Raw genomic sequence first — 25,684 nt, 5'->3', positions numbered from 1 at the left:
CTAACATTCGGAGGTAGGGTATGGATTTTGTTTATTATATCCAGGCAGTGAGAAAGAAACTGCTGTGGATCGTCTCATTTGTGCTTATTGCTTGCTTGACTTCGTTCTATGTCACGTATAAAGTTCTTCCCCCTTCTTACGAGTCGTCCGTCAGGCTCATCGTAAACAGCGGAGACAAGCTGGACTTGGGTGCGGTCAATACCAACATCTTGTTAATTAACACGTTCAAGGAATTGATTAAATCTCCTACGGTGCTTAACAAAACGGTATCCGAATACCCCGATCTGAAGCTATCCTCCGAGGATTTGTCCAAGAAGCTGAAGGTGACTTCATCCAAGGACTCTCAGCTGCTGACCATTTCCATTACGCAAAACTCTTATGAGTACGGCAATCAGATTGTAAATGCCGTCGCCAAAGTGTTCCAATCGCAGGTTGCGAACATTATGCAGGTGCACAACATTTACATTCTCCCGGACGGGCCGGCGGACGGCGAAGCGCCGAAGGCGGCTTCGAAGCTGCTGATCAACGTTCTGTTAGCGTTTGTGGTATCGCTGCTGCTGTCGGTAGGTTTTATTATTGCAAGAGAAACGCTTGACGATACGATCAAAAACCCGGCTGTCTTGGAAGCCGAGCTCGGCTTGATCCCCTTAGGCAACGTATCCGTCACGACCAAGAAAGATTGGAAACGGCGGGAAGCGAAAACAATGAATCGAAAAGTTGGTGATCCGACGTATGCCAAGCTCAGTTAATACCGCTTTAATTACGCTGACGAATCCGAAGGCGCAAGCCTCCGAAGATTACAAGTCCATTCGTACGAAGCTGGAATATTCGTTTCGCACGAATGAAGCCAAGAACATCATCTTGATTTCTTCAATCAAGCCCAGGGAAGGGAAATCGCAGTTGACGGCTAACTTGGCCGTCTCCTTCGCCCAAGCGGGCAAGCAGGTTCTGCTGATCGACGCCAACCTTCGCGAACCGGTTCAGCACCACTATTTTCACATCTCTAACGAAGAAGGGCTTTCCAACCTTTTGACGGGACAACTTCCGTTAAAAAACGCCGTCGTGCGTACCCATATCGAGGGGCTAAGCATTCTTCCGGCGGGAGAAGTTACGGGACTGCACCCGACGGAGCTGCTGGCCTCGGAAACGTTGGGGCTGACCTTGCGTCAGCTCGCCGGCGAATACGACCTCGTATTTATCGATTCGCCCGCTGCGGAGTGGACGACGGACAGCTTGATGCTGGCGGCCCAGTGCGACGGCGTGGTGCTTGCCGTAAGGCATAAAACTGTAAAATTGGACGAAGTGCGAAAATGGAAGAAAAATCACGAGCAAGTGAACGCTCGTTTAATCGGATTTGTGTTTATGGAATCAGAAACGTAGATACGTTTTAAAAGGAGCAGTATGAAGATACCTTTGCAAAAGAACGCGGGATGGTTGCATATTCCGGTGTGGATGTGGCTTGCCTTCATCGTTTCGGTAGGTGTCGGCTTTTTTTGCTCGATCCTTGAGAAGCAACTGGCCGTTCAATTAACGATCATCCTATCCGTGTTTTTTCCGGCCCTGATTTTGGCGGAGACCGATTCGAAGTGGCTAATCCCTTATATCTTGTTCGTATGGGCGGTTAACCCGGAAATACGCAGGTTGTTCGAGTGGTACCACAACGAATATCATCCGGTTTCTTTGTTTAGCGTATTGCCGCTGCTGGTCACGTTGTCGGTCGTCATCCCGATTCTGCGGAGACGCTGGGCGATGACGCCCGTGATCCGAAACGTACTGATCTTGTTTTTAATCGCCTTAATTTACGGGCTTGCGATCGGGATGATACGGAACGGGTTTGCCAGCCTGTTCGATTTTGCGAATTATATTGTCCCTCTGCTGTTTTTGGTGTATGCCGAGCTCCGCTCCCACGGATATGCGGAGCGCCGATTGTGGATGAAATCGTTTGTGAACATCGCTTTGCTGGTGGCCGTTTACGGCATCATTCAATTTTTTGTCGTTCCGCCTTGGGACGCTTTTTGGATGAACGAAGTGGAAATGTCGACGAACGGGCTGCCTCTGCCTTACGAAATCCGCGTCTTTTCTTCCTTGAACTCGCCGGGTCCGGCGGGCATGTTTATGTCCGTCGCTTTGCTGGCCATGCTGGTCGAGAAAGAGTGGCGGGGCTTTATGGGGTGGCTTGGCGTGCCTGTGATGGCTTTGGGATTAATCATTACGTTGGTTAGAGCGTCCTGGGTGACGATGGTGGTGGCGCTCTTGCTCTACCTGATGCTGAGCAATGCCAAACGACGCGCGCAAGGCTTGTTGCTGATCTGTGCGATTGCCATATTGGGCGTTGGTCTTATCCCGGTCGTTCCAGGCGGGGACAAATTGGTCGAACGGTTCCAATCGCTCGGCAATATCAATGACGACTATTCGTATAACGACCGGATGGAATTCACGGCCAATATGATTCCCAAGCTGCTTGGGAATCCGTTCGGCGAAGGACTGGGCAGCGTAGGGACAGGGACGAAATTGGAAAATGGCGGTCAATTGGGGCAGTATGGAAACTTCGACAACGGCTTTTTCGCTTTGTTTTTGACCTTCGGAATTTTTGGCGCCATTGTGTTTTTTAGAGCCATCTGGCTGTATGCGAAACAGTTGTTCCTATGGCACAAAACAGCCGGTCAAGCCGATCAAAAATACGTTCGACTGGCGCTTTGCGTCTTGGTCAGTGCCGTATGCTACTTAACATTCGAAAATAGAATGTCAGGGATTGGAGCAGCCATTGTATGGTTTGTCGCCGCTTTAGGGATGAAGCCTCTTCCGGCTATCGAACGAATTGAGGAGAGAAAATGAACAGTTTCATGTCCTTGTTTCGCAAGGGATTGGATATTTCCAACGTATATGGCTTAGTCAAAAGCCTGTTTACCAGAAAAGATAGTACGGCCAGCTCGATCAGCACGGTGACTGTGACCATGCTGATCTTTCTGTTGAACTTGATCACCGGCATTCTGACGGCCAGATATCTCGGTCCGGTCGGCAAGGGCGAGCTTTCCGCGATGACGCTCTGGTTTATTTTTTTGGCCGGTATGCTTATGCTGGGGCTTCCTTCCGCGCTGTTGTTCAATTTAAAGAAGCGCCAGGAGGATTCCCCCGGGCTGTACGTAGCGGGAGTGCTGTTATGTCTGGCGGCCGGCTGCGCGGCTTTGCTGATAGGCTTCATCGGTATCCCTTATTGGCTGCACGGCTATTCTCCGGAAGTGGTTCGATACGCACAATGGTTTATGTTGGCTTCGCCCGTATTGCTTTTAGAATATATCAATAACTCGGTGTTGCAGGCTAGGGGGGAATTTACACTTTTTAATAAATTGCGTATTTTACCCCATATCGGGACCGTGCTGATCCTTCTCGTATTAATTTTCACGAATACGCTGACGCCCTTCAGCGGAGCCGTTGCTTATGCGCTGCCGACCATTCCCATTACCTTGGGGCTGACGGTGCGGTTGTTATGGCGGTATCTTCCTCGCTTGAAACAGATGAGGCAGTCCGTCAGCCATCTTGTTTCCTACAGCCTCCGGTCTTCCGGCGTAGATGTGATGGGCACGTTGATCATGTATATGGATCAGGTCGTCGTCATCATGCTTCTGTCCCCCTCTAATCTGGGGCTGTATCTGGTCGCGGTCAGTCTGGCCAAGGTGGTCAATGTGATTCAAACCTCGTTGGCCTTAGTCGTATTCCCCAAAGCGTCGGGCCTTCCAAAGGAGGAAGCGATTGAGCTCGTCAAAAGAGTGTTCCGCATCAGCGTATTCGTCACCTTGATCGTGGCGCTTCTTTTTATGTTTGTCGGACCTTTGGTATTGAATTTGTTGTACGGCTCGCAGTATCACGAAGCGGTCAGCATATTTCGGATTCTGCTGCTGGAGGTTGTCATCGGAGGCGGGACGCTAATCTTGTCGCAAGCTTTTATGTCTGTCGGAAAACCCGGCATTTGCTCGATTCAACAAGTGATCGGTCTTTCCGTGAGCATTGTGCTTATGGTGTTGCTTGTTCCCAGATATGGCTTGCTGTTTACCGGAATATCGCTGCTGACCGCAACCTGCATTCGCTTTGTCTTCATACTGAGTCAATACAAGTTTACATTAAAAACTACAATTCCACGCCTGCTCATCACTCGTGACGATATCCAATGGTTGTTGCGCCAAGTGAATCTGGGAAGCCACGTAACGAAACAAACAAATGATGCGTGAAGGTCTCAAGTGGAGTGGTATTACTGGAGAAAGGATGGAAAAATCGCCATGCTTCGGGTTGCCTATTTGGATCATACGGCCAGATGGAGTGGAGGAGAAGTCGCGCTGTACAACCTTCTTACGAATATGGACTCAACGGTCCATCCTTTGGTCATTCTTGCCGAGGAAGGACCGCTGGCCGAAAAGCTGCGGGAAAAAGGTATCGACGTTAGAGTCATACTGCTCAAAGACAAAACGAGGAACCGGAATCGGAACAAACTGGACATGCACTTATTCGTCTCCGTTCTTGAATTTTTCCAGTATGGGTTGAAAATCGGCAAATTGCTGAAAAAGGAAAAAGTATCGTGCGTGCACACGAACTCGTTGAAATCGGCCATCTATGGGGCAATCGCGGCCAAAAGCGCGATGATTCCTCTCGTCTGGCACATTCGGGATAACATTGCGGAGCCGTACCTGCGCCCTATCATCGCCAAATTTATCCGCATCATGGCAAAGCTGCTGCCGAACGGAATTATTGCCAACTCCAAATCGACCATGTCTTCCCTGCATCTGTCCGAAGCGCAAAGCGTCAAAACGCTGGTTGCCTATTCTTCGTACAACGGCCCGATCGGATCGATGCTCGGTCAATCCCCGAACCGGAAGCAGTTTGTCATTTTGCTCGTAGGCCGGCTGGACGAATGGAAAGGACAGCATGTCCTGCTCGATGCCGCGAAGCGGTTTAAGGAACAGCCGGAGGTCCAGTTTTGGCTGGCTGGCGACGCCCTGTTCGGCAACGACGGATACAAAAAGCGGCTGCAGCAGTTTATTGAGGATCACGGTTTAACGAATGTGATGATGCTTGGGCACGTCGAGCATATCCCGTCTTTGCTGCAGCAAGCCGATCTGTTGGTCCACACTTCCATCATGCCGGAGCCGTTCGGGCAGGTCATTGTGGAAGGAATGGCGAACGGGCTGCCGGTCATCGCCTCAGATTTAGGGGGGCCGCGCGAGATCGTCGTGCCGCACGTCACCGGGCTGCTCATTCAGCCGGGTCAGCCGGATCTGCTGAGCGAGGCCATTCAATGGATGATCGATCATCCTGAGGAACGAAGGCATATGGGAGAACTGGGCATGACGCGTGTGCGGGAACATTTCTTGATCGAATCTACCGTTAAACGGATTACCGAATTTTATCCGATGGTCATCCGGGAGCAGAAGGTTCAGTGATGTGGGGTCGTCTTTCATTCTAATTTTATAGGTAAGAAGGGAGGTTAATGTGTCGCATGTACCGCGTAGCTTACTTGGATCATACTGCCAGATGGAGTGGCGGTGAAGTGGCGCTGTTTAATCTGCTAACCAATCTTGATCAAACCGTAGAACCGTTAGTCGTGTTGGCAGAGGACGGACCGCTCGCTGAACGTTTAAGAGAAAAAGGAATGGACGTTCGAATTATCCATTTGGACGAGAAGGTTAGAAACAGAAATCGCAATACAATTAATTTCCAAGTATTCAGCTCTGCGATTAAAACTTATTTATACGGAAAAGCCGTTGGCAGAGTGCTTAGGGAAGAAAAAGTGGTCTGCGTTCATACGAATTCTCTTAAATCCGCCATCTATGGTGCCGTAGCCGCAAAGTCGGCCGGAATACCGCTCATTTGGCATATTCATGACATCATCGAAGCGCCGTATTTGCGAAAAATCGTCGCTTTTTTTATGAAGCTGCTGGTGAAATATTTGCCGGACGGCGTCATCGCCAACTCCAATGCAACGATGGCTACCTTAAATTTGTCGCAAGCGACGACCAAGAAAAAAACCATTGCCTACCCTTCTTACTTCGGTCAAATCGGGCGGATGAACGAGCCGCAGCTTGAGGATAAGGACGACCGCTTTATCGTTCTGCTGGTCGGAAGGCTGGCCGATTGGAAAGGACAGCATATTTTGCTGGAAGCCGCCAAGTCCTTTGCCAAGCGGAATGTCGAGTTTTGGATCGCCGGCGACGCGCTTTTTGAAGCGGATGCGGTCTACAAGCAGCAGCTCATCCAATATATACGTGAACATGGCTTGTTTAACGTCAAGATGCTGGGACATGTGAACGATATTTCCCAATTGATGAGTCAAGCGGATTTGCTGGTTCACACGTCCGTCATACCGGAGCCTTTCGGTCAGGTGATTGTCGAAGGAATGGCGGTCGGGCTCCCGGTCATCGCTTCCAATGCGGGAGGGCCGAGGGAGATCGTGCTGAACGAAGAAACGGGATTGCTCATTCCGCCGGGAAAAGCAGAGCGGTTAATTGAAGCCATTCAATGGATGATCGAGCACCCGGAAGAGCGCAAGGAAATGGGCGAGAAGGCCATGAGCCGGGTGAAGGAGCTTTTCTTGATCGAACATACGGTTCAAAAAATTACGTCGTTCTATCCTCAAGTCATCAGCGGAAGAATAAAAATATAAAGGAGGCCTTCGGAGTTGAAAGTAGCGCTTGTTCACGATCTGTTGACGCAGATGGGCGGAGCCGAGCGGGTTCTTGCCGTTTTGCATCAGATGTATCCCGAAGCTCCGATCTACACGTTAGCCAGCAATTTTGACAAAATGATGCACGACTTGAAGGGCGCCGACATTCGGACAACATGGGCCCAGAAGATTCCCGGGATCGAAGCCAATTTCAAGAAGCTGCTGCCCATCTATCCCATTGCTCTTCAGCAGATGGATTTTCGCGAATACGATGTCGTCATCTCGTCCAGCTTTGCTTTTGTGAAAGGAATCAAGGTTCCGAAAGAAACGTTCCATCTCTGCTACTGCCATACCCCGATGAGGTTTGCGTGGGATTTTGAAACGTACATCTCGCGGGAATCCTATTCGCCTATCATCAAAAACGGGCTGCGGTTCTATGTGAAATATTTGAAATACTGGGACCGAAAAACGGCCGGCCGGGTGAACGAGTACATCGCGAACTCCACGGTCGTGAAAGAACGAATTCAGCACTGCTACAACAGAGAGTCCAGCGTTATTTTCCCCCCGGTCGAAACGGAGCGTTACCGGATCTCGGAGCAGGTGGAAGATTTTTATTTGATCGTTTCGCGACTGATCCCTTACAAAAGAATCGATCTGGCGGTGGAGGCGTTCAATCAACTCGGCGCCAAGCTGTACGTGGTCGGCGGTGGGCCCGATCTGGAGCGGCTTCGCGGCATGGCCAAAAGCAACGTACAATTTTTGGGCCGGTTGGAGGACGAGGAAGTCGCCAAGCTGATGTCGCAGTGCCGGGCGTTTATTTTTCCCGGGGAAGAGGACTTCGGCATTACGCCGCTTGAAGTCAATGCCGCGGGCCGACCGGTCATTGCCTACAAGGGAGGCGGAGCGCTCGATACGATTCGGCCGCCGCTCAACGGCGTCTATTTCGAGCAGCCGAATGCGGCTTCGTTGGCTGATGCCGTCAGGCAGTGCGAGAGCATGACCTGGAACCCGGAGCTGATTCGGGCACACGCGGACAAATTCAACGTCGACCGGTTTAAAAGCGAGTTCGACAAGCATCTCCAAACGAAATACCGCGCATTCCTCGAAAGCACGAACCAAAGAAAGTCCGTTGGCGTTTCGCTGTCTTAAAGACACTGTAGGAGGAACGGCCAATTGCTTAAAACAGGATACTTAAAAATAAGCGGCAAATTATACGGCCATTGGATAGGTAAAATCATTCTGTCTTGGTTGCTTGCAGGTTATTTAGGCTATGCCATCGGATTAAAAAGCGGCGATTCCATGATGCAGCTGGTTGTCGTCATGCTCGTCGTCTTTCCGGCTTTGCTGCTGGCATGGCATAATTCGCTGTGGTTTCTTCCTTACAATCTGTTTGTCTGGGTCACGGCGCCCGAAATGCGAAGAATCTACGATTGGCTGACGGACTCTTACCACTCGATGTCGATGATCAGCGTCCTTCCTCTCCTCGTCAGCCTGCTTATGGTCATCCCGATCGTCCGCGCCCTGGGCGATTTTCCCGGGCAAGCGGGCAAGGGCCTGCTGTGGCTGCTTGGGGCAATGGGATATGCGCTGCTCATCGGGCTTGCGCGTAACGGATCGGCCAGTCTGTTTGACCTGGCCAATACGCTTGTGCCTTTGCTGTGGCTGCCATATATCGTAGCTTACCGCCCGACGGTTCAAGATCGCGATGCCTGGATGATCAGCTTCGTCCATCTCGCCATCTTCATCGCCTGCTACGGGCTGATCCAATTTGTTGCGGTTCCGCCATGGGATGCGTTTTGGATGGATTATTCGGGAATGACGTCGATCGGCAAGCCCAATCCATTTGAAATCCGGGTATTTTCGACGCTCAACTCGCCGGGTCCCGCAGGCAGCTATCTTTCGTTGGCCCTTGCCGCGATGCTGCTGGTCAAAAAATGGCGGGGGGCTTTCGGATGGTTCGGCGTCATGCTGGTAGCGATGGGCTCGATTGTGACCTTGGTGCGTTCGGGTTGGGTACTGGCGGCTGTCGCCTTAATCGTCTTTATCGCGATTTCGAAAGAAATGAACCGCTTGAAATCGTTTAGCATTCTCGCCGGCTTCGTCCTGTTCGTTTACGCCTGCTTGCTGGTTGTGCCGCAAGGACAGGAGCTGATGAACCGGTTTGCCACGTTTGGCGATATGGAGAACGATCATTCGTTTAACGAAAGGATGGATTTGACCAACCAACTGCTGCCGATGTTACTTAGCAATCCGCAGGGCTTGGGATTGGGCGGCATAGGGACGGCGACGCGATTGCAGAACGGCGGCGAGCTTAGCCAAGAAACCGGCGTATTCGATAGCGGGATAGGCAGTATTATGATGACCTACGGTCTGATTGGAACTGCCGCTTTTTGCTATGGGCTTTGGAGCTTGTTCAAAAGTTTGTGCAGTCAACAGGGGTTGAGCTTAAGGGAGAGAAGCTATACGCGATTCGGCATTGCCGTCATGACCGCCTCATTCACCAATTTGTTTTTCTCCAACAGCTACAATTCCATTCTAGGCGTATTGATATGGTTTTGCGTTGCTATGGGCTGGAATGGCTCCGAACCATCAACTAAAGGAGATTAAAGGATGTCGCGGCTCATGTCTATATTACCCGAAAAAGCGTTGAAAAGGTTCATCCCTATATGGACCGGTCTTCAGAACAAGTTGAGTAAAAAATCAAGCGCGGCCAATACGATAAGAACCATCATGACCAGCATGTTTATCGTTCTTCTAAACCTCGGAACGGGGATCATTTGCGCCCGTTTCCTGGGCCCGGTCGGGAGAGGGGAGCAATCGGCGATCATGCTCTGGCCGTCGCTGCTCGGGCAACTGTTTACGCTCGGCCTGCAAACCTCCGTGATCTACAACATGAAGAAAAATCCGCAGGAATCCGGAAACTTTATTTTTACCGCGTGCCTGATTCATCTGGGAACCAGCGTCTTCATTACGGCGGCAGGCATCTGGTTTGTTCCGGTCTGGCTGAGCTCCTATTCGCATGAAACGGTGGTTTTGGCACAAATCTTGATGTTTTTTGCGCCAAGCGTACTTTTTACGAACTATTTAAACGCCGTCATGCAGGGGCGCGAAGATTTCAAGGGATTTAACCGAAGACGATATTTGCCTGTTGTCGCGACGCTGATCATGCTGTTGGGGCTGGCGCTCACGGGCCATCTGACGCCGTTCACTTCGGCCTTATCGTATTTTCTTCCCAATGTGCCGGTTGGGATTTATACCGTATATCAGCTGTTTCGCATGTACAAAACTTCGCTGAAAGGCATCGTCTCGTCGGTCAAGAGACTGATCACGTATGGTCTTTCTTCCTACTTGATCGATATTGTGGCGACGCTCACTTTGTTTATGGACCAGGTGGTTATGGTGCGGTTAATGACACCGACCGACCTGGGGCTCTATTTGGTTGCTTTAAGCCTTGCGCGGATGGTCGGCATTTTTCAAAATGCCATTGCGATTGTCCTGCTGCCTAAAGCTGCTGGCATGAGCAGGGACGAGACCATTTCGCTCACGATGAAAGTATTCCGGATCGCTTCGACGGGCACCTGCATCATTGCCTTGGTTTTAATGGTCATTTCGCCGACGGCGCTCATCTTGTTGTATGGCGAGAAATATAGGGAAGCGACCGGTATTATTTGGATTTTGCTTCTTGAGACGGCATTAAGCGGTGCGGTCTGGGTATTGGCGCAAACCTTCATGGCTTTGGGAAAACCCGGCAAAGTATCCCTTCTCCAAGCTATAGGTCTCTCCATCAGCATTCCGCTGCTTATCTTCCTGGTTCCGCGCTTCGGCTTGACGGGAGCGGCTTGTGCGCTGTTAACGGCAACCTTTGTCCGATTCTGCTTCATCATGTTTCAATTCCCGCTCAGCTTGAAGGTGCCGATGCCGCGTCCTGTCCCGACACAGGGCGATTTATTATGGTTTAAGCAGAAAATCACGCAACGGCTCAAATCAAATGCTACCTAAATAGAAAGGAGTCAATCAGGAGATGGACCACTCCGAGGCCAAGCGCATATCGGTTACGATTATCGCTCAAAACGAGGAGCAACGAATCGCCAAAGCCGTTGTTTCATGTCAGGATTTTGCGGATGAGATTGTTGTTGTCGATGGGGGAAGCAAGGATGCGACGGTGGAAATCGCCGAAAGCTTAGGCTGCAAAGTATTTTTCAATCCATGGCCCGGCTTTGCCAAACAACGTAATTTTGCCGCGGAGAAGGCGACCCACGACTGGATCTTTTTCATCGATACGGATGAATTTGCGAACGAGGAACTGAAAAATTCCATTAAGCAATGGAAAGCAGGGAAAACGGCCGACGCCGATATTTACAACATCTACCGGATCGGCAATTTTATGGGCAAATGGCTCGATAAAGGGGAGAATCTTCCGCGGATGTATAACCGGAAAGTGACCTCCATTAAAGAGACGGAGGTTCACGAAGGACCGGAACCGGAAGGGCGCAAGATCGGATTTATGCCGGGAATCCTATGGCATGACGGCTACCGCAGCATCGATGACCATGTGATCCGGTTTAATAAATACACCGCCTTGGAAGCGCAAAAAGCTCTTTCTGCCAACCAAAGTTTCAGTCTGATGCGGCTGCTGTTCCGCCCGGTTCTGCGCTTCGGGCAAAAATATTTTGTTCACGGACTGTTCAAGAAAGGGCTGGCCGGTCTCACGGTTGCGACCCTGTGGGCTTATTACGAATATTTGACGCAAATCAAGCTGTATGAATTAAAAAGGGTTCAAAATAGCGGAGTTGCCGAATAAAGGTAGGGGGATCAGCATGTCAATATTACGAATATTGGCAACGGGAATGGGATGGCCCGTGTATCAGCCAGGAGGACTAAACACTTATTTTCGTTCGATATGCGAGAAGCTTTCCGAAATCCACGATCTGGAAGCCATGGTGAGCAGCCCGGAGCAGCCGGTGCATCAAGGAATCAAAATCATCCAGGCCACGCAGCCCCATAAGATGATGCTGATGCGGCAATGGGCCTTCCGAAAAAAAGCGGCGGCCATTATGAACAGCCGTCCGATCGATGTGCTTTACACGCATTTCTCGCCGTATGCTCTGGGCCCGGCTCTGGAAGCGAAGAAGCGGAATATTCCTGTGGTGATGAGCTTTCACGGCCCATGGGCGAACGAATTGGGCGTGGAAAAGCTTGATTTGGTCAACCGGCTGAGAAACTCGGTGGCCCGGAAGATCGAGATGAGCACATACCGGCTTGGCGACCGCTTTATTGTATTGAGCCAATTTTTTAAGGACATTTTACACGAGTCGTACGGTATTCCGCTGGATAAAATCGAAATTGTACCCGGAGCGACCAATATCGATAACTTCAAGCCGGCCTCCGATCGGCAGAAGACAAGGGCCGAGCTGAACATTCCTTCCGACCGCTTTGTCGTATTGACCGTGAGACGCTTGGTCAAGCGGATGGGATTGCTCAACTTGCTGGAAGCCTGGAAAACGGTTGTGCTTGAGGAGCCGAACAGTCTCCTGCTCATCGGCGGAAGGGGGCCGCTTGCCGACGAATTGAAGGAGAAAATCCGCGAATACGGCCTTGAGGATCATGTTCGTTTGCTAGGGTATGTGCCGGAGGATCAGCTCCCCTTGTATTATCAATCCTCGGATTTGTTCGTTGTTCCCACCCAGGCGCTGGAAGGCTTCGGCTTGATCACCATAGAGGCTCTCGCCAGCGGAGTACCGGTAGTAGCGACTCCCATCGGAGGGAACAAGGAGATTTTGACGCCGTTCGATTCCCGGTTTTTATTCAAGGATACGAGCGCCGATGCCATTGCTGAAGGGCTGGTTCGTCTGTACCGGGAGCGGGAGACATGGCCTACTTCGGAGGTCTGCCGCGACTTTGTGCTATCCAAATATACGTGGAGCCATGCGGCGAATCACGTGAACGAGGTATTGCTGCGAACCGCGGGCGAACAAAACGATATCATGAAAAGGATGTGTATCTCATGAAATATATTTTATTGTCCGGCGGCTCCGGCAAGCGTCTGTGGCCATTATCGAACGATACGAGATCGAAGCAATTTCTGAAGGTACTGCGCAACGACGAAGGGCAGCTCGAATCGATGGTTGAGCGGGTATGGCGGCAGCTGAAAAACGCCGATATCGATCAGTCCGCCTACGTAGCAACGGGAAAGGTGCAGCGGGAAATTTTGCAAAGCCAGATTGGCGAGCAGGTTCCGTTGATCATCGAGCCGGAGAGACGCGATACGTTTCCGGCAATCGCCCTGGCTGCCGTCTACTTGTACTCCGTGGAAAGCGTAAGTCTCGAGGAATGCGTGGCGATTCTTCCTGTCGATCCATATGTGGAAGATCCGTTCTTCGAGCACATCAAAAAGCTGGAGCATGTGCTGCGGGAATCGAAGGCGGACTTGGCGCTTATGGGGGTAAAGCCAACTTTTCCGTCTGAAAAATACGGATATATCGTACCGGAGCCGAGCCCGGACAGCAGCGAATCGTTCATGAGAGTGGCCAACTTTCAAGAAAAGCCGACGCAAAGCAAAGCGGAGGAGCTGATTGCCCAATCCGCTCTTTGGAATTGCGGGATCTTTGCGTTTAAGCTCGACTTCCTCATCACGCTGTTGATTAAAAAAGGCCTGCCTATCCAGTATGAGGAATTGGCCCGGCAGTACGGGAAAATGGACAAAATCAGCTTCGATTATGAAGTTGTCGAGAAAACGAAAAATATCGCAATGCTGTCCTACGACGGGGTATGGAAGGACCTGGGTACCTGGAATACGCTGACGGAAGAGATGAGTACGCCGATTATCGGCACGGGAATCATGACGGACGCCAGTCAAAATACGCACTTGGTTAACGAGCTGAACATTCCCATTACCGTACTGGATGTGCCGGATGTAGTCGTTGCCGCAAGTCCGGACGGAATTCTTGTGGCGAGCAAGGAATCGACTCCGAAGATCAAAGATATCATCAAATCGATTGAGCAGCCCCCCATGTATGAGGAAAGGGTCTGGGGAAAATACAGAGTCCTGGATTGCGTTCTTGGCGAGAACGACCATAAGGCAGTAACCCGAAGGCTGTGCATCTTGGCCGGTAAGCATCACAGCTATCAGGTTCATCGCATGCATGACGAAGTGCTGACCGTGCTTTCCGGTATGGGCGAAATGATTCTCGATGAGCGGCTTCAGCCGATTCAGGCAGGCGACGTCATTCGGATTCCGGCCGGAACGAGACACAGTATTCGCGCGCTGACCGATCTTGAGTTGATCGAAATCCAGAACGGCACCGGAGCTTTTGAAGAAAACACAGTCGAGCTGTGTACGACCTGGACGGAAATCGTCCGGCTATGCATTTAAGTGAACATCAATGCATACTGTTGTACATAGGAGATATGGAATATGATTTGTACCTGCGGCAATCAGATCAAGAAAGTGTTTTTCTTTGAAACGGACGAGGAATCGGGGAAAGGGACCAATTACGCGGTAAGCTTTGTCTGCACGGAATGCCAGGATAGTAAAACCTACGATGTGAAAATATACAAGCGGCTTGCGGAATATTTGAATATCGATTACGAGCTCGTCTGCTCCTGCTTACGAATTTCCAAGGACAATCATAAACTCTATCTGGAGTCCAAGCGCTTATTGCAGCTATTAAATATTCCGGAGGAAGCCGGGGAGAACATTTTGAGCAAGCATATGGCTACTGAAAAATAAAGCCATCGTCAACCAGAATGGAGCAAACCTACTTGAGACGAAAACTGATCCTTTTGTTCCCGATTACGATTTTAATGATGGGATTATTTGCGCAGAAAGAGTCAGGACAGAATGTACCGCTCTTAAAATACGACGATACGCCGGTTTCGCCCGGAGCAAGGAATACGGGGACGCCTGTTCGATTGATTACGGATACGTTTAAGGAAGATAGCGGGTTATGGAGCTATCGGGGAACGGCCTTCCGGGGAGAAGGGACGATGGTTTTAACGACCCCCAATCCGAATTCGGCGGGAGCCGCGTGGTTGAAGGCGAATGTGGCCGGCCATTGGAAGGTCTCCTTCCGCTATAAGGTTGGTGGAGGTACGGGAGGGGACGGTCTTGCTTTTGTATGGGTGGCGGGACCGTCGGAAGCGGTGCCTTCCGGAGGATATTTGGGCTTTGAGCCGGCGGAAGGCTACGCGGTTATTTTTGATAATTTTTACAATCCCGAATTAAATGATCCGGCGAGTAATTATATCGCCCTGGTGAAAGGAAACATTACCAATAAAGTAGCTTCGTTTGAAACGGTGAAGACGGAAGATTACAATTGGCACGACGTCGAAATAAAATTTACCGGAGAAAAGCTGGTCGTCTTGCTGGACCGGGTGAAGGTGCTTTCCGAATCGGTCGATGGGACGGACCCATTACGAGCGATCGGCTTCAGCGCAAGCACGGGAGAATATACAAATTCGCATATAATCGCTAATGTTAGTATAGAGCTGGAACCACAATGATCCAAAGAACAACAGGAGAAGTGGAGGTCGGAGAATGAATCTACTGGATTTCATTAAAGGTATAATCATCGTATGGCTTGCCGGAATATCCCCGTTAGACACGAATAACTCCTCGGGCTGCACCAATCCTGATTATTTTTTGGCCCATCGAACCGCTTGTCGTCAAATTTCTCCCGTGGTCAAGACGCTGGAATACGAGGCGGCACAAAACAAAGCCTTGTCGATAGCTACGATGGGGAGCAGCGTCACAGGGGGCATGGGAGCCTCGCAGAAAGAGAAGAATTGGGTCAGTCAGCTGGCGCAGGCTTTGAAAAAACAGCCGGGGCTAAGCGACTTGCAAGTCAGCAACGGAGGAATTAACGGTTTTTCCACCCAAAATATGATCGATCGTCAAATTCCCGACCGTATTATTCGCCAAAAGCCAGCCGTTGTTCTTTTTGAGACATGCTTGCTGAACGATTACCTGCAAAATATACCGATCGAAACGACAAATAAAAATATTGCAACGATTATGAACCAGCTAACGCAGGGCTTGCCGGGAAGCAGAATAGTTTTATTGTCTCCTAACCCCAGAAGACACGGGGAAGTGAAGAATAAGGCGGGGCATACGTACGAGGATTACATTCTAGGCACCAAAGCGTTTATCGAACAAAACGGCTGGGAATATATCGATATTTATAAGGAAATGAACGAGACTCTCGCTAAAAAGAACATGAATCTCGACCAAGTGCTGAGCGATGCCACGCATCCTAACGATGAAGGTTACGACCTATGGGCCAATAGTGTGATTGAATATTTTTTAAAGGGTCCGAAGCGGGGGAACGAATAGCCGTGCGGAACATAGCGGAGCCCCAGGCATTAGCCTGGGGCGTTATTTAAAATGCTTAAAAGGACCGCTCTGCGCGGACAAAAGCGATGAACCGCTTGGCTTCCTCCGGCGTGAGCTGCTTTCCGTCAATCGTAAGCGTAAAATGCTGCAAAATTCGTTCGTCCGACAGCTCCAGACTGTCGACGAATTGTCTGACCTGCTGATCCAGCACCATCTCCGGGTCCTGAGTCCGGCCAAGCAAATAGTCGATCGATACTTTGAAATGATTGGCGATTTTCACCAGGGTATCGTAGTCGGGTTCCCGGCGGTTCTTCTCATAATGAGAGAGGGAGGCGCGGGAAATATCGAGTTTCAAGGACAGCTCTTCTTGAGTCAATCCTTGCTTTTCCCTTAATGCAGCGATGCGGTTTCCAATTTGCCCCAACTGTTCTCACCCCGATCATCTTAAGTATACGATAGTCCTCCGGATAGGACGAAATGTTTCGTTGCTAGGTCTTTTCATTTGTCGCGAATGAGCCGTTGTACCTAAACGATAACGAAAAAACAACCCGGAGAAAACCGTTTCAGGAGCAAACTTCCCAGACCATATTGAATGCGTTTGCTTCTTTTGTCACAGCGGACCCTGTTTTCTATAAAGAACGGCCGTAACGGAGGGTCAAGCTCCCAGACTGTGTTAGGAAGTAATTAAATTATACATTACGTATCGACATTTGTGAAGGATAGTTCTTCCTTGTTTTGGGTGAATTTTGTTACCAAATGACAAGGAAAAGCGAAAAAACGGGTTACATTTTGTATCCGTTTTATGATACAATAAGTATACAAGATGCCATTGCAACTTATCCCTGATTTTCCAAATACTATTTGAAGCAGGGTGCTTTCATACCCAAACCTTGTACAGGAGAGATTTGGAGTCATGAGCAGAAACGTTGCCCTTGATATTCGCATCACCATGAAGCAGCTTGGGATTCGACCTGATAAAATCAGCCGTTTTTTGGACGAGCTTAAGGGTTGTCCGGAGCGTGATCATCCGGCCCGGGAGCTGCCCTCAGTCCAAACGTCCGCACCGCCCAGCCGCACGCAGCCATGATAAAAGAGCCGCCGCGAACCGTGTGGGACGCCCAATTGCCCATTATTTCCAATGCGGGGCGCATGTATACCTGATTGTATGGAAATGAGGATCGAGCTAGGCTGCTTGCTTAACAGGAGGGGAGGCTCGCAGCGTTATCTGAGCGATCTTTCGGCCCGTACGAAGGCGATGAACCGCTTCGCCTCGTCAAAAGTCAGTTTCGTGCCGTCTACGGTTAGGGAGAATCGGTCGATAATCTTTTCGTCGGACAGCTCCAGACTATCTACGAAAGCCCGTACTTCCGGCTCCAGTACGACTCTTGGGTCCTCGGTTCTTCCCAATAAGTAATCGATGGATACCTTGAAAAAATCTGCAATTTTGACCACGGTTTCGTAGTCTGGTTCCCTGCGGTTTTTCTCGTAATGCGAGAGCGAAGCGCGCGAAATGTTGATTTTACTGGAGAGCTCTTCCTGAGTGAGCGCATGCTTTTCGCGGAGCAGAGCGATTTTGTCCCCGATTCTGACCATTTCCATTTCCCTCCAAAACATTGCCGATGTACTAGTCTCAGTATCACATTTGTCGAAATCTGTTGAATTCAAGCTTGACTAGATTATACATTACGTAGCAAAGTTTGTGAAGAACCATATTTCAAAAAAAAGTTGCGGTCAATAGGCAAAAAATAATAAAATTTTTTAAATAAAGATACAAATCGTATCAAAATATGATACAATTAGTATGAATTTAGAACTAGAACTATAAAACTCGGCCTTCGGGAAAACTAAGGAGGAATTAATCATGATCGGGGCACGAATTCAGTCCCTTCGGCATCAAAAACGCATGTCGCTTACGGAGCTTGCCGCCCGCGCCGGCGTCGCCAAGTCTTATTTGAGTTCGATCGAAAGGGATTTGCAATCGAATCCATCCATCCAGTTTCTACGGAAGCTCGCGCCAGTACTCGGCGTAAACGTACAAACGCTTATTTTGCACGATCAGGGGGACAAGCCCGAGACGCTGGACCAGGAATGGGTTCAATTGATTCAGGAGCTGAACGAGCTCGGCCTGAACAAAGAGTCGCTTCGCAAAATCGTCGTACAGCTGAAGATGAGACAACCGGTGACTTACGACCAGGCCCAGTGACAAAATATTCCGTAAGTGCGCCTATTGTCGTGATTTGACAGACCCGCTAAAAAATTCTTTAGAGTCGATAAAATAGCCATTTTAGACTATCAAAAATGATGAACATTCCGTTACAATACAGAAATAGAACAAGGGAGACCCGGAGGATAACCATTGGAGAGAGAGGTAGCTATGGACAAAACCATATTGCTCGATATTCGAGATATGATGCGTCAGCTAGGCATGAATCCGATGAAAGCCATGGAGTTTTTGACCATTGAGGAGATCATCCTTCCGCCCGAAGGGACGGTCCCGCCGGGCGAGGCCGCTCTCTTGACCGGCGATTAGCCCCGCCTCAGGGTACGATGTCCTGCTGCCTTGCCTCTGCCATGCTCACCGATTGTTCGCGTTCTTTCAGCCTAGAGGAAACGAGGCGATCCGCTCGTACATCGGACGGCTGCCCAAGCGGCTGCGATAAAGCACGGTTTCCTTGACCTGCCACGGCGTCTGCCATTCGTCCGGCAGCGCAACGTCCAGCATATCGGTATGACTTCCCGCCGGACCTGTAAATTTTCTTGCCAGCGTCAAATGCGGTTTATACGGACGGTTTTCCGCGGCGAACCCCAGCGTTTTCATCGCGTCCTCGATCCGGCGTTGAAGCTGTCCTAATTTCTCCATTTCTCCCTGCACCCCGACCCATAGCACTGACGGGGCGTTCGGTTTGCCGAACACTCCCAAGCCTTGAAAATGAAGCGAGAAGGGAGCCGTGCCCGCAGCCGCTTGTCCGATCGCTTCCGCGATTCGATCGGTCCGGTCCCGGGCAACGTCGCCCAGAAACTGTAAAGTAAGATGCAAATCCTGAGGATGGACCCATCTGGCGAAGGCGAACCGGTCCTTCAGTCGCAGGACCCAAGCCTCGGCGGAGGCGATCACGGGTTGCGGAGCGGGGACGGCAATGAACAGGCGGTCGGACGATTCCATATGAGACTTCTCTCCTTTCGGATGTTCATGAAACTTACACTTGATGCGGCAATGCAACCTTTGCTATCATAAACCATATCATATGAAAAGCGAAGGGGTTTTAAACATGTCCAAGCGCGCTTACAACTTCAATCCCGGCCCGGCTGCGCTCCCGCTCGAAGTGCTGCAGAAAGCCCAAGAAACGTTCGTCGATTATAACGGCATCGGCATGTCGCTGACGGAGATCTCCCACCGCAGCAAGGAATACGAAGCGCTGAACCGTGAAACCCAAGAGCTGATGCTCGAACTGCTCGGTTTGTCGTCCGGTTATCAAGTGTTGTTTCTGGGCGGCGGCGCCAGCATGCAATTTTCAATGATTCCGCTCAACTTCCTGAAGCCTGGCAAGGTCGGGAGCTACCTCGTTACGGGCAGCTTTTCCGAGAAGGCGTATCAGGATGCCAAAATTGTCGGGGAAGCGGTCATCGCCGCCTCCAACAAAGAAACGAGCTGGAGAAGCTTGCCGAAAGCAGGAGATATTCGGATCGATCCGAATTCCGCTTACGTCCATATGACTACGAACAATACGATCGAAGGCTCGCAATGGTCCGACATTCCGGAAACCGGAAACATTCCGCTGATCGGTGATATGACCAGCGGCATTTTGAGCCGTCCGATCGATGCCCATAAATTTGCAATGATCTATGCCGGGGCGCAAAAAAACCTTGGCCCTGCCGGCGTAACCGTTGCGGTCATCCGCGACGATCTGCTCCAGGAAGAGCCGAAGCATGTTCCCGTGATGCTGCGCTATACGACGCATGCCAAAAATCAGTCGCTGTATAACACGCCTCCCGTACATTCGATCTATGTCGTTAACCTAATGCTGAAATGGGTGAAGGAGAACGGCGGGGTAGAGGCGATGGAGAAGCAGAACGTCGCCAAAACGAAGCTGCTCTACGATGTCATCGATGCATCGGGCGGATTCTATACCGGAAACATCGCCCCGGACAGCCGTTCGATCATGAACGTGACGTTCCGCCTGCCGAGCGAAGAGCTGGAGAAAGCCTTCGTCAAGGAATCGGAGAAGAACAACTTCGTCGGTCTGGCCGGTCACCGCAGCGTGGGAGGCATTCGCGCTTCCGCTTACAATGCGGTTCCTTACGAGGCTTGCGCAGCGCTGGCCGAATTTATGGTTGATTTCCAAAAACGCAACGGGTAATGGACCCGTCCGGCAGCTTTCGCCACGGCATGAAGCCGAGCGAAGGCTGCTTTTTGTGAGGAGCGAATATAACACAAACGCCGCAGCAGGTTTGCGCGGCGCTCGTTGTATCGGATATTAAGCGTAAGATTCTTTCATGGCAGGCTCGGCCAACTTGTAACCGACATTGCGAATGGTTACGATATATTCAGGGTTGCGGGCGTTGGTCTCGATCTTGTCGCGCAAATGGCTGATATGCACATCGACGATCCGCGTATCGCCAAGGAAATGATAATCCCAGACGCCGTGCAGCAGCTGCTGGCGGCTGAGCACTTTGCCGCGGTGCTTGCACAGGAAGAGCAGCAGATCGAATTCTTTGGGCGTCAGCTCGATCGGCTGGCCCTTGACCTTCACTTCCCGCTGATCGGGCTGAATGACGATCTGGCCGATGGAGACCGGCGTGTTGGGACTGGTGGAAGGCAGGGTCTGGATGCGGCGCAGGATCGCTTGAATCCGCGAGATCAGCTCTTGCGGGCTGAAAGGCTTCGTCATATAATCATCGGCGCCGTTATCGAGCCCGGCGATTTTGTCGGACAAGTCCTGCATCGCCGTCAGCATAATGATCGGCACGAGATTGTTTTGGCCGCGCAGCTTGCGGCACACTTGAATGCCGTCCATCTTGGGCAGCATCAGGTCGAGTACGATCAGATCGGGGCGGAAATGCTGGATCGCCTGGAATACCGCTTCACCGTCATAGACGCAATGCACTTCGAAGCCGACCAGCTTCAGGTTGAATTCTATGAGCATCGAAATTGAAGGTTCGTCGTCAACGACAAGAATTTTCTTCTTCATCATTTCGGATAGTCTCCTTTGTAGTCGCTTGGATGAATCCATTATCTCAGGCCACTATCATCTTCGTATTAAAAAAAAGTAAAACGTATGTAAAATTAATGAGGCATACAGGAGGAAAACGGAGCAGCATGGCTTTTCATATCGTACTGGTAGAGCCGGAAATTCCGGCCAATACGGGGAATATCTCCAGAACGTGCGCCGCAACCGGCACTTGGCTGCACTTGGTTCGTCCGCTCGGCTTCAATACCGACGACCGGACCCTCAAGCGGGCCGGGCTGGACTATTGGCACGCCGTCAAACTGGAGTATCACGATTCGTTTCAGGAAGTGAAGGACAAATACAAGGATGGCCGTTTCTTTTTTGCCACGACGAAGGCCTCTAAAGTTTACACGGATTTAACATTTCAAGATGGCGATTTTCTGGTATTCGGTAAAGAGACGAAAGGGCTTGCCCCGGAGATTTTGGCCGAGCATCCGGACTCGCTTATGCGGCTGCCGATGACGGACGCCGTTCGTTCGCTGAACTTGTCCAACGCCGCGGCGATCGTCCTGTTCGAAGCGCTACGGCAGACCGGATTTCCAGAATTGTCCTAAAAGCGGTCCATTCGTTACAAAAATGCGACACTCATAGAAATCAACGGAGAAAACTCGCAATTATGGGAAGGAATTTTAACATCAGCGTCGAACTATATGGAGGGCAAGTGTAATCGTGCGAAAGTGAGGTGAATTGATGATGAAACCGGCAGGAGTAGTAAGAAAAGTCGACCAACTCGGCAGAATTGTACTCCCGAAATCGCTGCGCAAAAGATACCAAATGAACGAAGGCGATCCTGTTGAAATATTGGTAAGCGGTGATCATATCATTCTGGAGAGGTATCGTCCTCGCTGCGTATTTTGTGGCTCTATGGAGCAAGTGAGCGATTTTAAGGAAAGACACATTTGCGCCGAATGTCTCGGCGAGATGCATCAATTGAAAGGGTAATCCGCGCGGCTGCGCAGATATAGCCCGCAAATGGAGGAGCACGGTCGGATCGTTCCGTAAGGGACGCCGGCCGTGCTTTTTCGTCTGCTGGAAGCCGTTTAAAGCTTTTCCTCCGCCGGGGGCGTGGATAGGCTGTTTCTTTTTTTACGGACCCATTTGCGCAGCTCTTTGGTGTTGCCGCTTTGCTGATAAATAGCGATCAACCGGTCATAATACAAGGTTTCATCCGCATAGCCGTGCTGCAATCCGCTGAGTAGAAAAGGAACGGCTTGGCCGCCTTTTCCGGTCTGCATACAGTAATCGGCTGCCCACAAGGTGATGCCCTCCCATAGCTGCTCGACTTTTTCTTTCAACGATAAGGCAAAAGGATCGTAGCACCCCGGCATGAGCTTGCCGCTGAGCCGGCTAAGCAAATCTTCGCACAGCCCGTATTTTACCTCGCTATCCTGCTCTGCAGCGACCTGCTGCAGATCGTTCAAAAACTCCATTAAATCGCAATCGACAAGATAATGAAGCTTGACGACATCTCTTCCGATCGTCAGGCACGGCTTCTCCGCATCATTCGCCTCCAGCAGCTTGGAGAAATGGCTTAAGTAGACGCGCAAATTCCGCATCGCATTCGGGTGCTCGACTTCAGGGAAGAGAGCTTCGCACAGCTGCTCCCGCGTAGCGGTCGGATGAAAGGCCAGATAGATCATCAGGCTTTTGGCGTACCGGGTATTCCAGCCGCCCGGCACAATCCGGTCGTTCAGGCAAACCTCGAATTTGCCCAAGCAGCGGATGCGAATCCGATTGCCGCCCCAATGCTCGTAGCCCTGCTTTGTCAATTGCTGCACGTGCTGCCTCAGCTCGCGGTTGATGGCGTTATTCCGTTGTCCGGGAAGCGGCTTGCGGCTAAAGGCATCGATCCAGTCGGCCGAATAAATCGGCTGATCGACGAACACCAGGCTTGAGGCGTCGGGGACGACCAAGAAGCCCGTCGTCTCCAACTGCGCATGCGTCAGACCGGCCAGCGCCGGCGTGAAGACAGGGTCCTGCTCGCCGGAGAGCAGCAGTACAGGCTTTTGGAGGAGGAGATAATCTTTCGGAAATACGGGCTTGATCGCCAATTCCACCATTTGAGCATAGGTGGGGAAATGGACCCGTTCGAAGGCTTGCACGATTCGCTGCGTCAAGACCGCATCCTGGTGCTTGACGGACATACGCTTCACCATCGCTTCCCCGAGCGTTTGACGGGATGCTTTTTTGGCAAGAGAGGCTCGCAGCTTGTATTCTTTATGAAGCGAAGTAAGCGGCAGGTGAGCGAATGGCGAAATCAGGATGAGGCTTTCAACCATCGAGCCGTACGACAATGCGAACTGGACGGCGAGGTGCGCCCCGAAGTCGTGACCCAGCAGGGTGACACGGTCCACTCTCAGTGAGCGCAGCAGGGCATGGAGTTCTCCGGTCAGCAGCTCCCAAGAAATGTCCGCGTGTCCTTCACTGCTTTGTCCGTGGCCGCTTAAATCGTACAAGAGGATCGAATAACGCCATTCGAGAAGCGGGACAATGGACTGCCAGAAGGTGGAGTTCAATCCGGCGCCGTGGATCATCACCAAAGTTTTCGCGCCCTTTGCGGGGCACTCGTAATGTTCATAATACATCAGAGAATCGGCGGAAATGAAAAAAGACATAAGTCCAAAGTCCCCCTATGGGATTCAAATTTTCATTTAAATTAGTCTAATAGGACTAGGTCTTTGGATATTATATCAAATGTTTAGCCAAAATTTAATAAAGCTAGGAGAAAAATTAAGAATTCTTTTGATTTTGTAACCATTCTGTAACGCTTGCTGTGCTAGAATGCCTGTAAGGGATTGTTACACTCTTCGGTCAAGCTCATACAAAATCATACTAAAACCATATAGAAGGTGGACTTGTCAGGATGGAGCGAATCGCAATGACTACTGGAGATGAAACCGTTATACATTTGGAGATCCGTGAAGTAATGAGGCAGCTTGGGCTCAATCCGCTCGATTGGCAAAAGTTCGGCAGCAGTCCGATCCCCCTTGACCAGACTTCGCAGTCTGATGCGGAGAACGAAGACACGCGTTAACCTATGGTTCTATTTTTTTATAATGAGAGATACAAATTGTATCCGCGTAGCATGAAAACGGGTTGAAAGGTGCCGGCCGCAGATGCAATCAGGTGCTGTAACGTAACCTTGATTGATCCGGAAGCCGCGTCTCTCAACCCGCAGGCGAAGGGAAGCGTATGATTAAAGTCCCTTGGTTTTGTCATCATTGTAAGCGGCTGTAAGCATCGAGACAATGAACAGAAGAAAAACCGTGATAACGATCCAAAATGTGACTGACATTTACTCAGCACCTCCCGCCTATATTATAACCAACCCATTGGTAAAAGAAAACGCTAAATATGTGAATTTTACTTGAAAAACAAGAAGTGCGTCGCCAGCGGCCGCAGGCGACCACCGGAATCGGACGGCCGGTTGATCACTTGTCCGTCAAAGATCAAGCTTGACGATCCGCCCCCGTCCAGATTGTAGGCGTCTTTGACGCCGAGCGCGACCAGCTTGTCCTGAAGCTCCGGCAGCGTAGCGCCGGAACGGCCGTTTTCGTCGTTGCCGTCCGTCACCATAAAGAGCAGCTGATCGTTCTTAAAGCTGCCGACTATCGTCCGCGGCGCGCGGGCCGGGGAGGTCAGCCATTGATTCGGTATGTTCTGCTTCTTCCCGTCCTGGAGCAGGATCGGCACGAACGTCGCCCCGAAGGACGGCTTCAGCTTGTCCAAATCTTCCTGACGCGAAAATTTGCCGCCGATCAGCTTCCGGTCGGTGCTAATCCCGATGAATGCCAAGTCCTCGAACGTCGGCTCGAAGCCGTAGACGTACTTGCCTCCGAGCACCGTTGTGCTCAGCGGGAACCGCTTGCCGGTTTTGTCATCGTCGGCGAAGCCTCCAGCGTTGATCCCGGCGACGGCGCCATAGCGGCGTACCGCTTCCAGCGTCGTTTCGCTGCCCCCGACCTTATCTTTTCCCAGCACCATCTTCATACCTTTGTCCGTTTTCAGATCCACTTTGAGCGCGTAGCCTTTATATCTTGGTTCCGTAAACGTATATAATTTCAGATCGACGTTGGACGTTGTCGTGGCACGGTTGACGTTGCCGCCGAGCTTGGCGCCGATCCGCGAGTCGAAGATGGCTGCCGGGCGTGCAGCCGCCGATTCGGCCGTTTGCGTCATTGCAGCAGCTTCGGCCGTGCTTTTGGAGTATAGCTCGTAGTATTTCTCAATCGTCGAACGAGTCTGCGCCGCGTCGGCCTTTGTTTTGTCCAGCTTGGCAAGGACGTTCTGCCAGTCATTGCCGACCTTCCATGAAGTGTCGGGGGCTCCGGCGAATGAGGGAAGCTCGACCGATACGCCCGTGATAAGCAGAAACAGCAGCAATCCGACAAACGGCGCGCACACCAGCAGCATCGTCCGGTTAATATGTTGAATCGGAATCATGGCTTTCGGAGTTCACTGTCCTTTCGTCCG

28 protein-coding genes are annotated in these 25,684 nt (G+C 51.0%); 22 read left to right on the top strand and 6 right to left on the bottom strand.

Annotated features, from left to right (window positions below):
- The first annotated feature begins 20 nt into the window (after positions 1 to 20).
- From PEL01S_RS05880 to PEL01S_RS05810, 15 genes are read left to right on the top strand one after another with little or no spacing between them, the layout of a single operon-like run.
- Positions 21 to 749: a YveK family protein gene (locus PEL01S_RS05880; RefSeq protein ID WP_127459688.1), complete on the top strand. Its 729-nt coding sequence runs from the start codon at positions 21 to 23 to the stop codon at positions 747 to 749.
- Entirely contained in the window at positions 733 to 1,380 is a 648-nt protein-coding gene (locus PEL01S_RS05875) for a CpsD/CapB family tyrosine-protein kinase (protein WP_127459687.1), read from the top strand. The genes PEL01S_RS05880 and PEL01S_RS05875 overlap by 17 nt, the downstream gene beginning before the upstream one ends.
- A gap of 21 nt (positions 1,381 to 1,401) precedes the next feature.
- On the top strand, positions 1,402 to 2,835 hold the full coding sequence (locus PEL01S_RS05870) for an O-antigen ligase family protein (protein ID WP_127459686.1): 1,434 nt from the start codon (positions 1,402 to 1,404) through the stop codon (positions 2,833 to 2,835).
- Positions 2,832 to 4,226, top strand: a complete 1,395-nt coding sequence (locus PEL01S_RS05865) for an oligosaccharide flippase family protein (RefSeq protein ID WP_127459685.1) — start codon at positions 2,832 to 2,834, stop codon at positions 4,224 to 4,226. Before PEL01S_RS05870 ends, PEL01S_RS05865 begins: the two co-directional genes overlap by 4 nt.
- A 48-nt stretch (positions 4,227 to 4,274) precedes the next feature.
- Positions 4,275 to 5,432, top strand: a complete 1,158-nt coding sequence (locus tag PEL01S_RS05860) for a glycosyltransferase family 4 protein (RefSeq protein WP_127459684.1) — start codon at positions 4,275 to 4,277, stop codon at positions 5,430 to 5,432.
- A gap of 56 nt (positions 5,433 to 5,488) precedes the next feature.
- Positions 5,489 to 6,652, top strand: coding sequence for a glycosyltransferase family 4 protein (locus PEL01S_RS05855; protein ID WP_063181328.1), 1,164 nt, complete (start codon positions 5,489 to 5,491; stop codon positions 6,650 to 6,652).
- A gap of 15 nt (positions 6,653 to 6,667) precedes the next feature.
- The gene (locus PEL01S_RS05850) at positions 6,668 to 7,801 is read left to right on the top strand and encodes a glycosyltransferase (RefSeq protein WP_127459683.1); all 1,134 of its coding nucleotides are present in this window, start codon (positions 6,668 to 6,670) and stop codon (positions 7,799 to 7,801) included.
- Positions 7,802 to 7,825: 24 nt separating this feature from the next.
- A complete protein-coding gene (locus PEL01S_RS05845; RefSeq protein WP_127459682.1) occupies positions 7,826 to 9,259 on the top strand; it encodes an O-antigen ligase family protein in 1,434 nt (477 codons plus the stop codon).
- Positions 9,260 to 9,274: 15 nt separating this feature from the next.
- Complete coding sequence (locus tag PEL01S_RS05840; RefSeq protein WP_063915676.1) at positions 9,275 to 10,651, top strand: lipopolysaccharide biosynthesis protein; 1,377 nt, start codon at positions 9,275 to 9,277, stop codon at positions 10,649 to 10,651.
- 22 nt (positions 10,652 to 10,673) lie between these two features.
- Positions 10,674 to 11,453, top strand: a complete 780-nt coding sequence (locus tag PEL01S_RS05835) for a glycosyltransferase family 2 protein (RefSeq protein WP_063181336.1) — start codon at positions 10,674 to 10,676, stop codon at positions 11,451 to 11,453.
- Positions 11,454 to 11,469: 16 nt separating this feature from the next.
- Positions 11,470 to 12,660: a glycosyltransferase family 4 protein gene (locus PEL01S_RS05830; protein ID WP_223275481.1), complete on the top strand. Its 1,191-nt coding sequence runs from the start codon at positions 11,470 to 11,472 to the stop codon at positions 12,658 to 12,660.
- Entirely contained in the window at positions 12,657 to 14,024 is a 1,368-nt protein-coding gene (locus PEL01S_RS05825; protein WP_063181340.1) for a sugar phosphate nucleotidyltransferase, read from the top strand. Before PEL01S_RS05830 ends, PEL01S_RS05825 begins: the two co-directional genes overlap by 4 nt.
- 42 nt (positions 14,025 to 14,066) lie before the next feature.
- Positions 14,067 to 14,381: a hypothetical protein gene (locus PEL01S_RS05820; protein WP_010496282.1), complete on the top strand. Its 315-nt coding sequence runs from the start codon at positions 14,067 to 14,069 to the stop codon at positions 14,379 to 14,381.
- A 32-nt stretch (positions 14,382 to 14,413) separates the two neighbouring features.
- Complete coding sequence (locus PEL01S_RS05815) at positions 14,414 to 15,154, top strand: L-type lectin family protein (RefSeq protein ID WP_163767555.1); 741 nt, start codon at positions 14,414 to 14,416, stop codon at positions 15,152 to 15,154.
- Between the two features lie 34 nt (positions 15,155 to 15,188).
- Positions 15,189 to 15,983 carry an SGNH/GDSL hydrolase family protein gene (locus PEL01S_RS05810; RefSeq protein ID WP_127459680.1) on the top strand — a complete coding sequence of 265 codons (795 nt, stop codon included), beginning with the start codon at positions 15,189 to 15,191 and terminating at the stop codon, positions 15,981 to 15,983.
- A gap of 55 nt (positions 15,984 to 16,038) precedes the next feature.
- Here the strand turns inward: PEL01S_RS05810 and PEL01S_RS05805 are convergent, their stop codons facing one another.
- Complete coding sequence (locus PEL01S_RS05805; protein WP_010496287.1) at positions 16,039 to 16,407, bottom strand: helix-turn-helix domain-containing protein; 369 nt, start codon at positions 16,405 to 16,407, stop codon at positions 16,039 to 16,041.
- 489 nt (positions 16,408 to 16,896) lie between these two features.
- On the opposite strand from PEL01S_RS05805, the gene PEL01S_RS34370 reads away from it, so the two are divergent.
- Complete coding sequence (locus tag PEL01S_RS34370; RefSeq protein WP_157244055.1) at positions 16,897 to 17,070, top strand: hypothetical protein; 174 nt, start codon at positions 16,897 to 16,899, stop codon at positions 17,068 to 17,070.
- 134 nt (positions 17,071 to 17,204) lie between these two features.
- On the opposite strand, the gene PEL01S_RS05800 is transcribed toward PEL01S_RS34370, so the two are convergent.
- Entirely contained in the window at positions 17,205 to 17,576 is a 372-nt protein-coding gene (locus PEL01S_RS05800) for a helix-turn-helix domain-containing protein (RefSeq protein WP_063181346.1), read from the bottom strand.
- A gap of 268 nt (positions 17,577 to 17,844) precedes the next feature.
- Here PEL01S_RS05800 and PEL01S_RS05795 point away from each other — a divergent pair, with 268 nt between their 5' ends.
- On the top strand, positions 17,845 to 18,186 hold the full coding sequence (locus tag PEL01S_RS05795; RefSeq protein WP_063181348.1) for an XRE family transcriptional regulator: 342 nt from the start codon (positions 17,845 to 17,847) through the stop codon (positions 18,184 to 18,186).
- Positions 18,187 to 18,357: 171 nt separating this feature from the next.
- A complete protein-coding gene (locus PEL01S_RS34365) occupies positions 18,358 to 18,513 on the top strand; it encodes a hypothetical protein (RefSeq protein WP_163767552.1) in 156 nt (51 codons plus the stop codon).
- 66 nt (positions 18,514 to 18,579) lie between these two features.
- Here PEL01S_RS34365 and thpR read toward each other — a convergent pair whose 3' ends face one another.
- Complete coding sequence (thpR, locus tag PEL01S_RS05790; RefSeq protein WP_063181350.1) at positions 18,580 to 19,146, bottom strand: RNA 2',3'-cyclic phosphodiesterase; 567 nt, start codon at positions 19,144 to 19,146, stop codon at positions 18,580 to 18,582.
- A gap of 106 nt (positions 19,147 to 19,252) precedes the next feature.
- Between thpR and serC the strand changes: the two genes are divergently transcribed.
- Positions 19,253 to 20,341, top strand: a complete 1,089-nt coding sequence (gene serC, locus PEL01S_RS05785) for a 3-phosphoserine/phosphohydroxythreonine transaminase (RefSeq protein ID WP_063181352.1) — start codon at positions 19,253 to 19,255, stop codon at positions 20,339 to 20,341.
- Positions 20,342 to 20,458: 117 nt separating this feature from the next.
- On the opposite strand, the gene PEL01S_RS05780 is transcribed toward serC, so the two are convergent.
- A complete protein-coding gene (locus PEL01S_RS05780) occupies positions 20,459 to 21,175 on the bottom strand; it encodes a response regulator (RefSeq protein ID WP_025851217.1) in 717 nt (238 codons plus the stop codon).
- A gap of 125 nt (positions 21,176 to 21,300) precedes the next feature.
- Here PEL01S_RS05780 and trmL point away from each other — a divergent pair, with 125 nt between their 5' ends.
- Both trmL and PEL01S_RS05770 read left to right on the top strand, forming a co-directional pair.
- Positions 21,301 to 21,765 (top strand): tRNA (uridine(34)/cytosine(34)/5-carboxymethylaminomethyluridine(34)-2'-O)-methyltransferase TrmL, encoded by a 465-nt coding sequence (gene trmL, locus PEL01S_RS05775; protein WP_063181354.1) that lies wholly within the window; start codon positions 21,301 to 21,303, stop codon positions 21,763 to 21,765.
- Between the two features lie 139 nt (positions 21,766 to 21,904).
- Entirely contained in the window at positions 21,905 to 22,153 is a 249-nt protein-coding gene (locus PEL01S_RS05770; RefSeq protein WP_010496298.1) for an AbrB/MazE/SpoVT family DNA-binding domain-containing protein, read from the top strand.
- Positions 22,154 to 22,251: 98 nt separating this feature from the next.
- Here PEL01S_RS05770 and PEL01S_RS05765 read toward each other — a convergent pair whose 3' ends face one another.
- On the bottom strand, positions 22,252 to 23,826 hold the full coding sequence (locus PEL01S_RS05765) for an alpha/beta hydrolase (protein ID WP_127459679.1): 1,575 nt from the start codon (positions 23,824 to 23,826) through the stop codon (positions 22,252 to 22,254).
- 248 nt (positions 23,827 to 24,074) lie between these two features.
- Between PEL01S_RS05765 and PEL01S_RS34360 the strand changes: the two genes are divergently transcribed.
- On the top strand, positions 24,075 to 24,245 hold the full coding sequence (locus PEL01S_RS34360; RefSeq protein ID WP_010496301.1) for a hypothetical protein: 171 nt from the start codon (positions 24,075 to 24,077) through the stop codon (positions 24,243 to 24,245).
- Between the two features lie 329 nt (positions 24,246 to 24,574).
- Here the strand turns inward: PEL01S_RS34360 and PEL01S_RS05760 are convergent, their stop codons facing one another.
- Positions 24,575 to 25,654, bottom strand: a complete 1,080-nt coding sequence (locus PEL01S_RS05760; RefSeq protein ID WP_127459678.1) for a phosphodiester glycosidase family protein — start codon at positions 25,652 to 25,654, stop codon at positions 24,575 to 24,577.
- Positions 25,655 to 25,684: the final 30 nt, after the last annotated feature.

The organism is Paenibacillus elgii NBRC 100335 (assembly GCF_004000865.1).
GTDB lineage: Bacteria > Bacillota > Bacilli > Paenibacillales > NBRC-103111 > Paenibacillus_G > Paenibacillus_G elgii.
The sequence above is the reverse complement of the archived record's forward strand: the minus strand, read 5'-3'. Positions and strand labels throughout refer to the sequence as shown.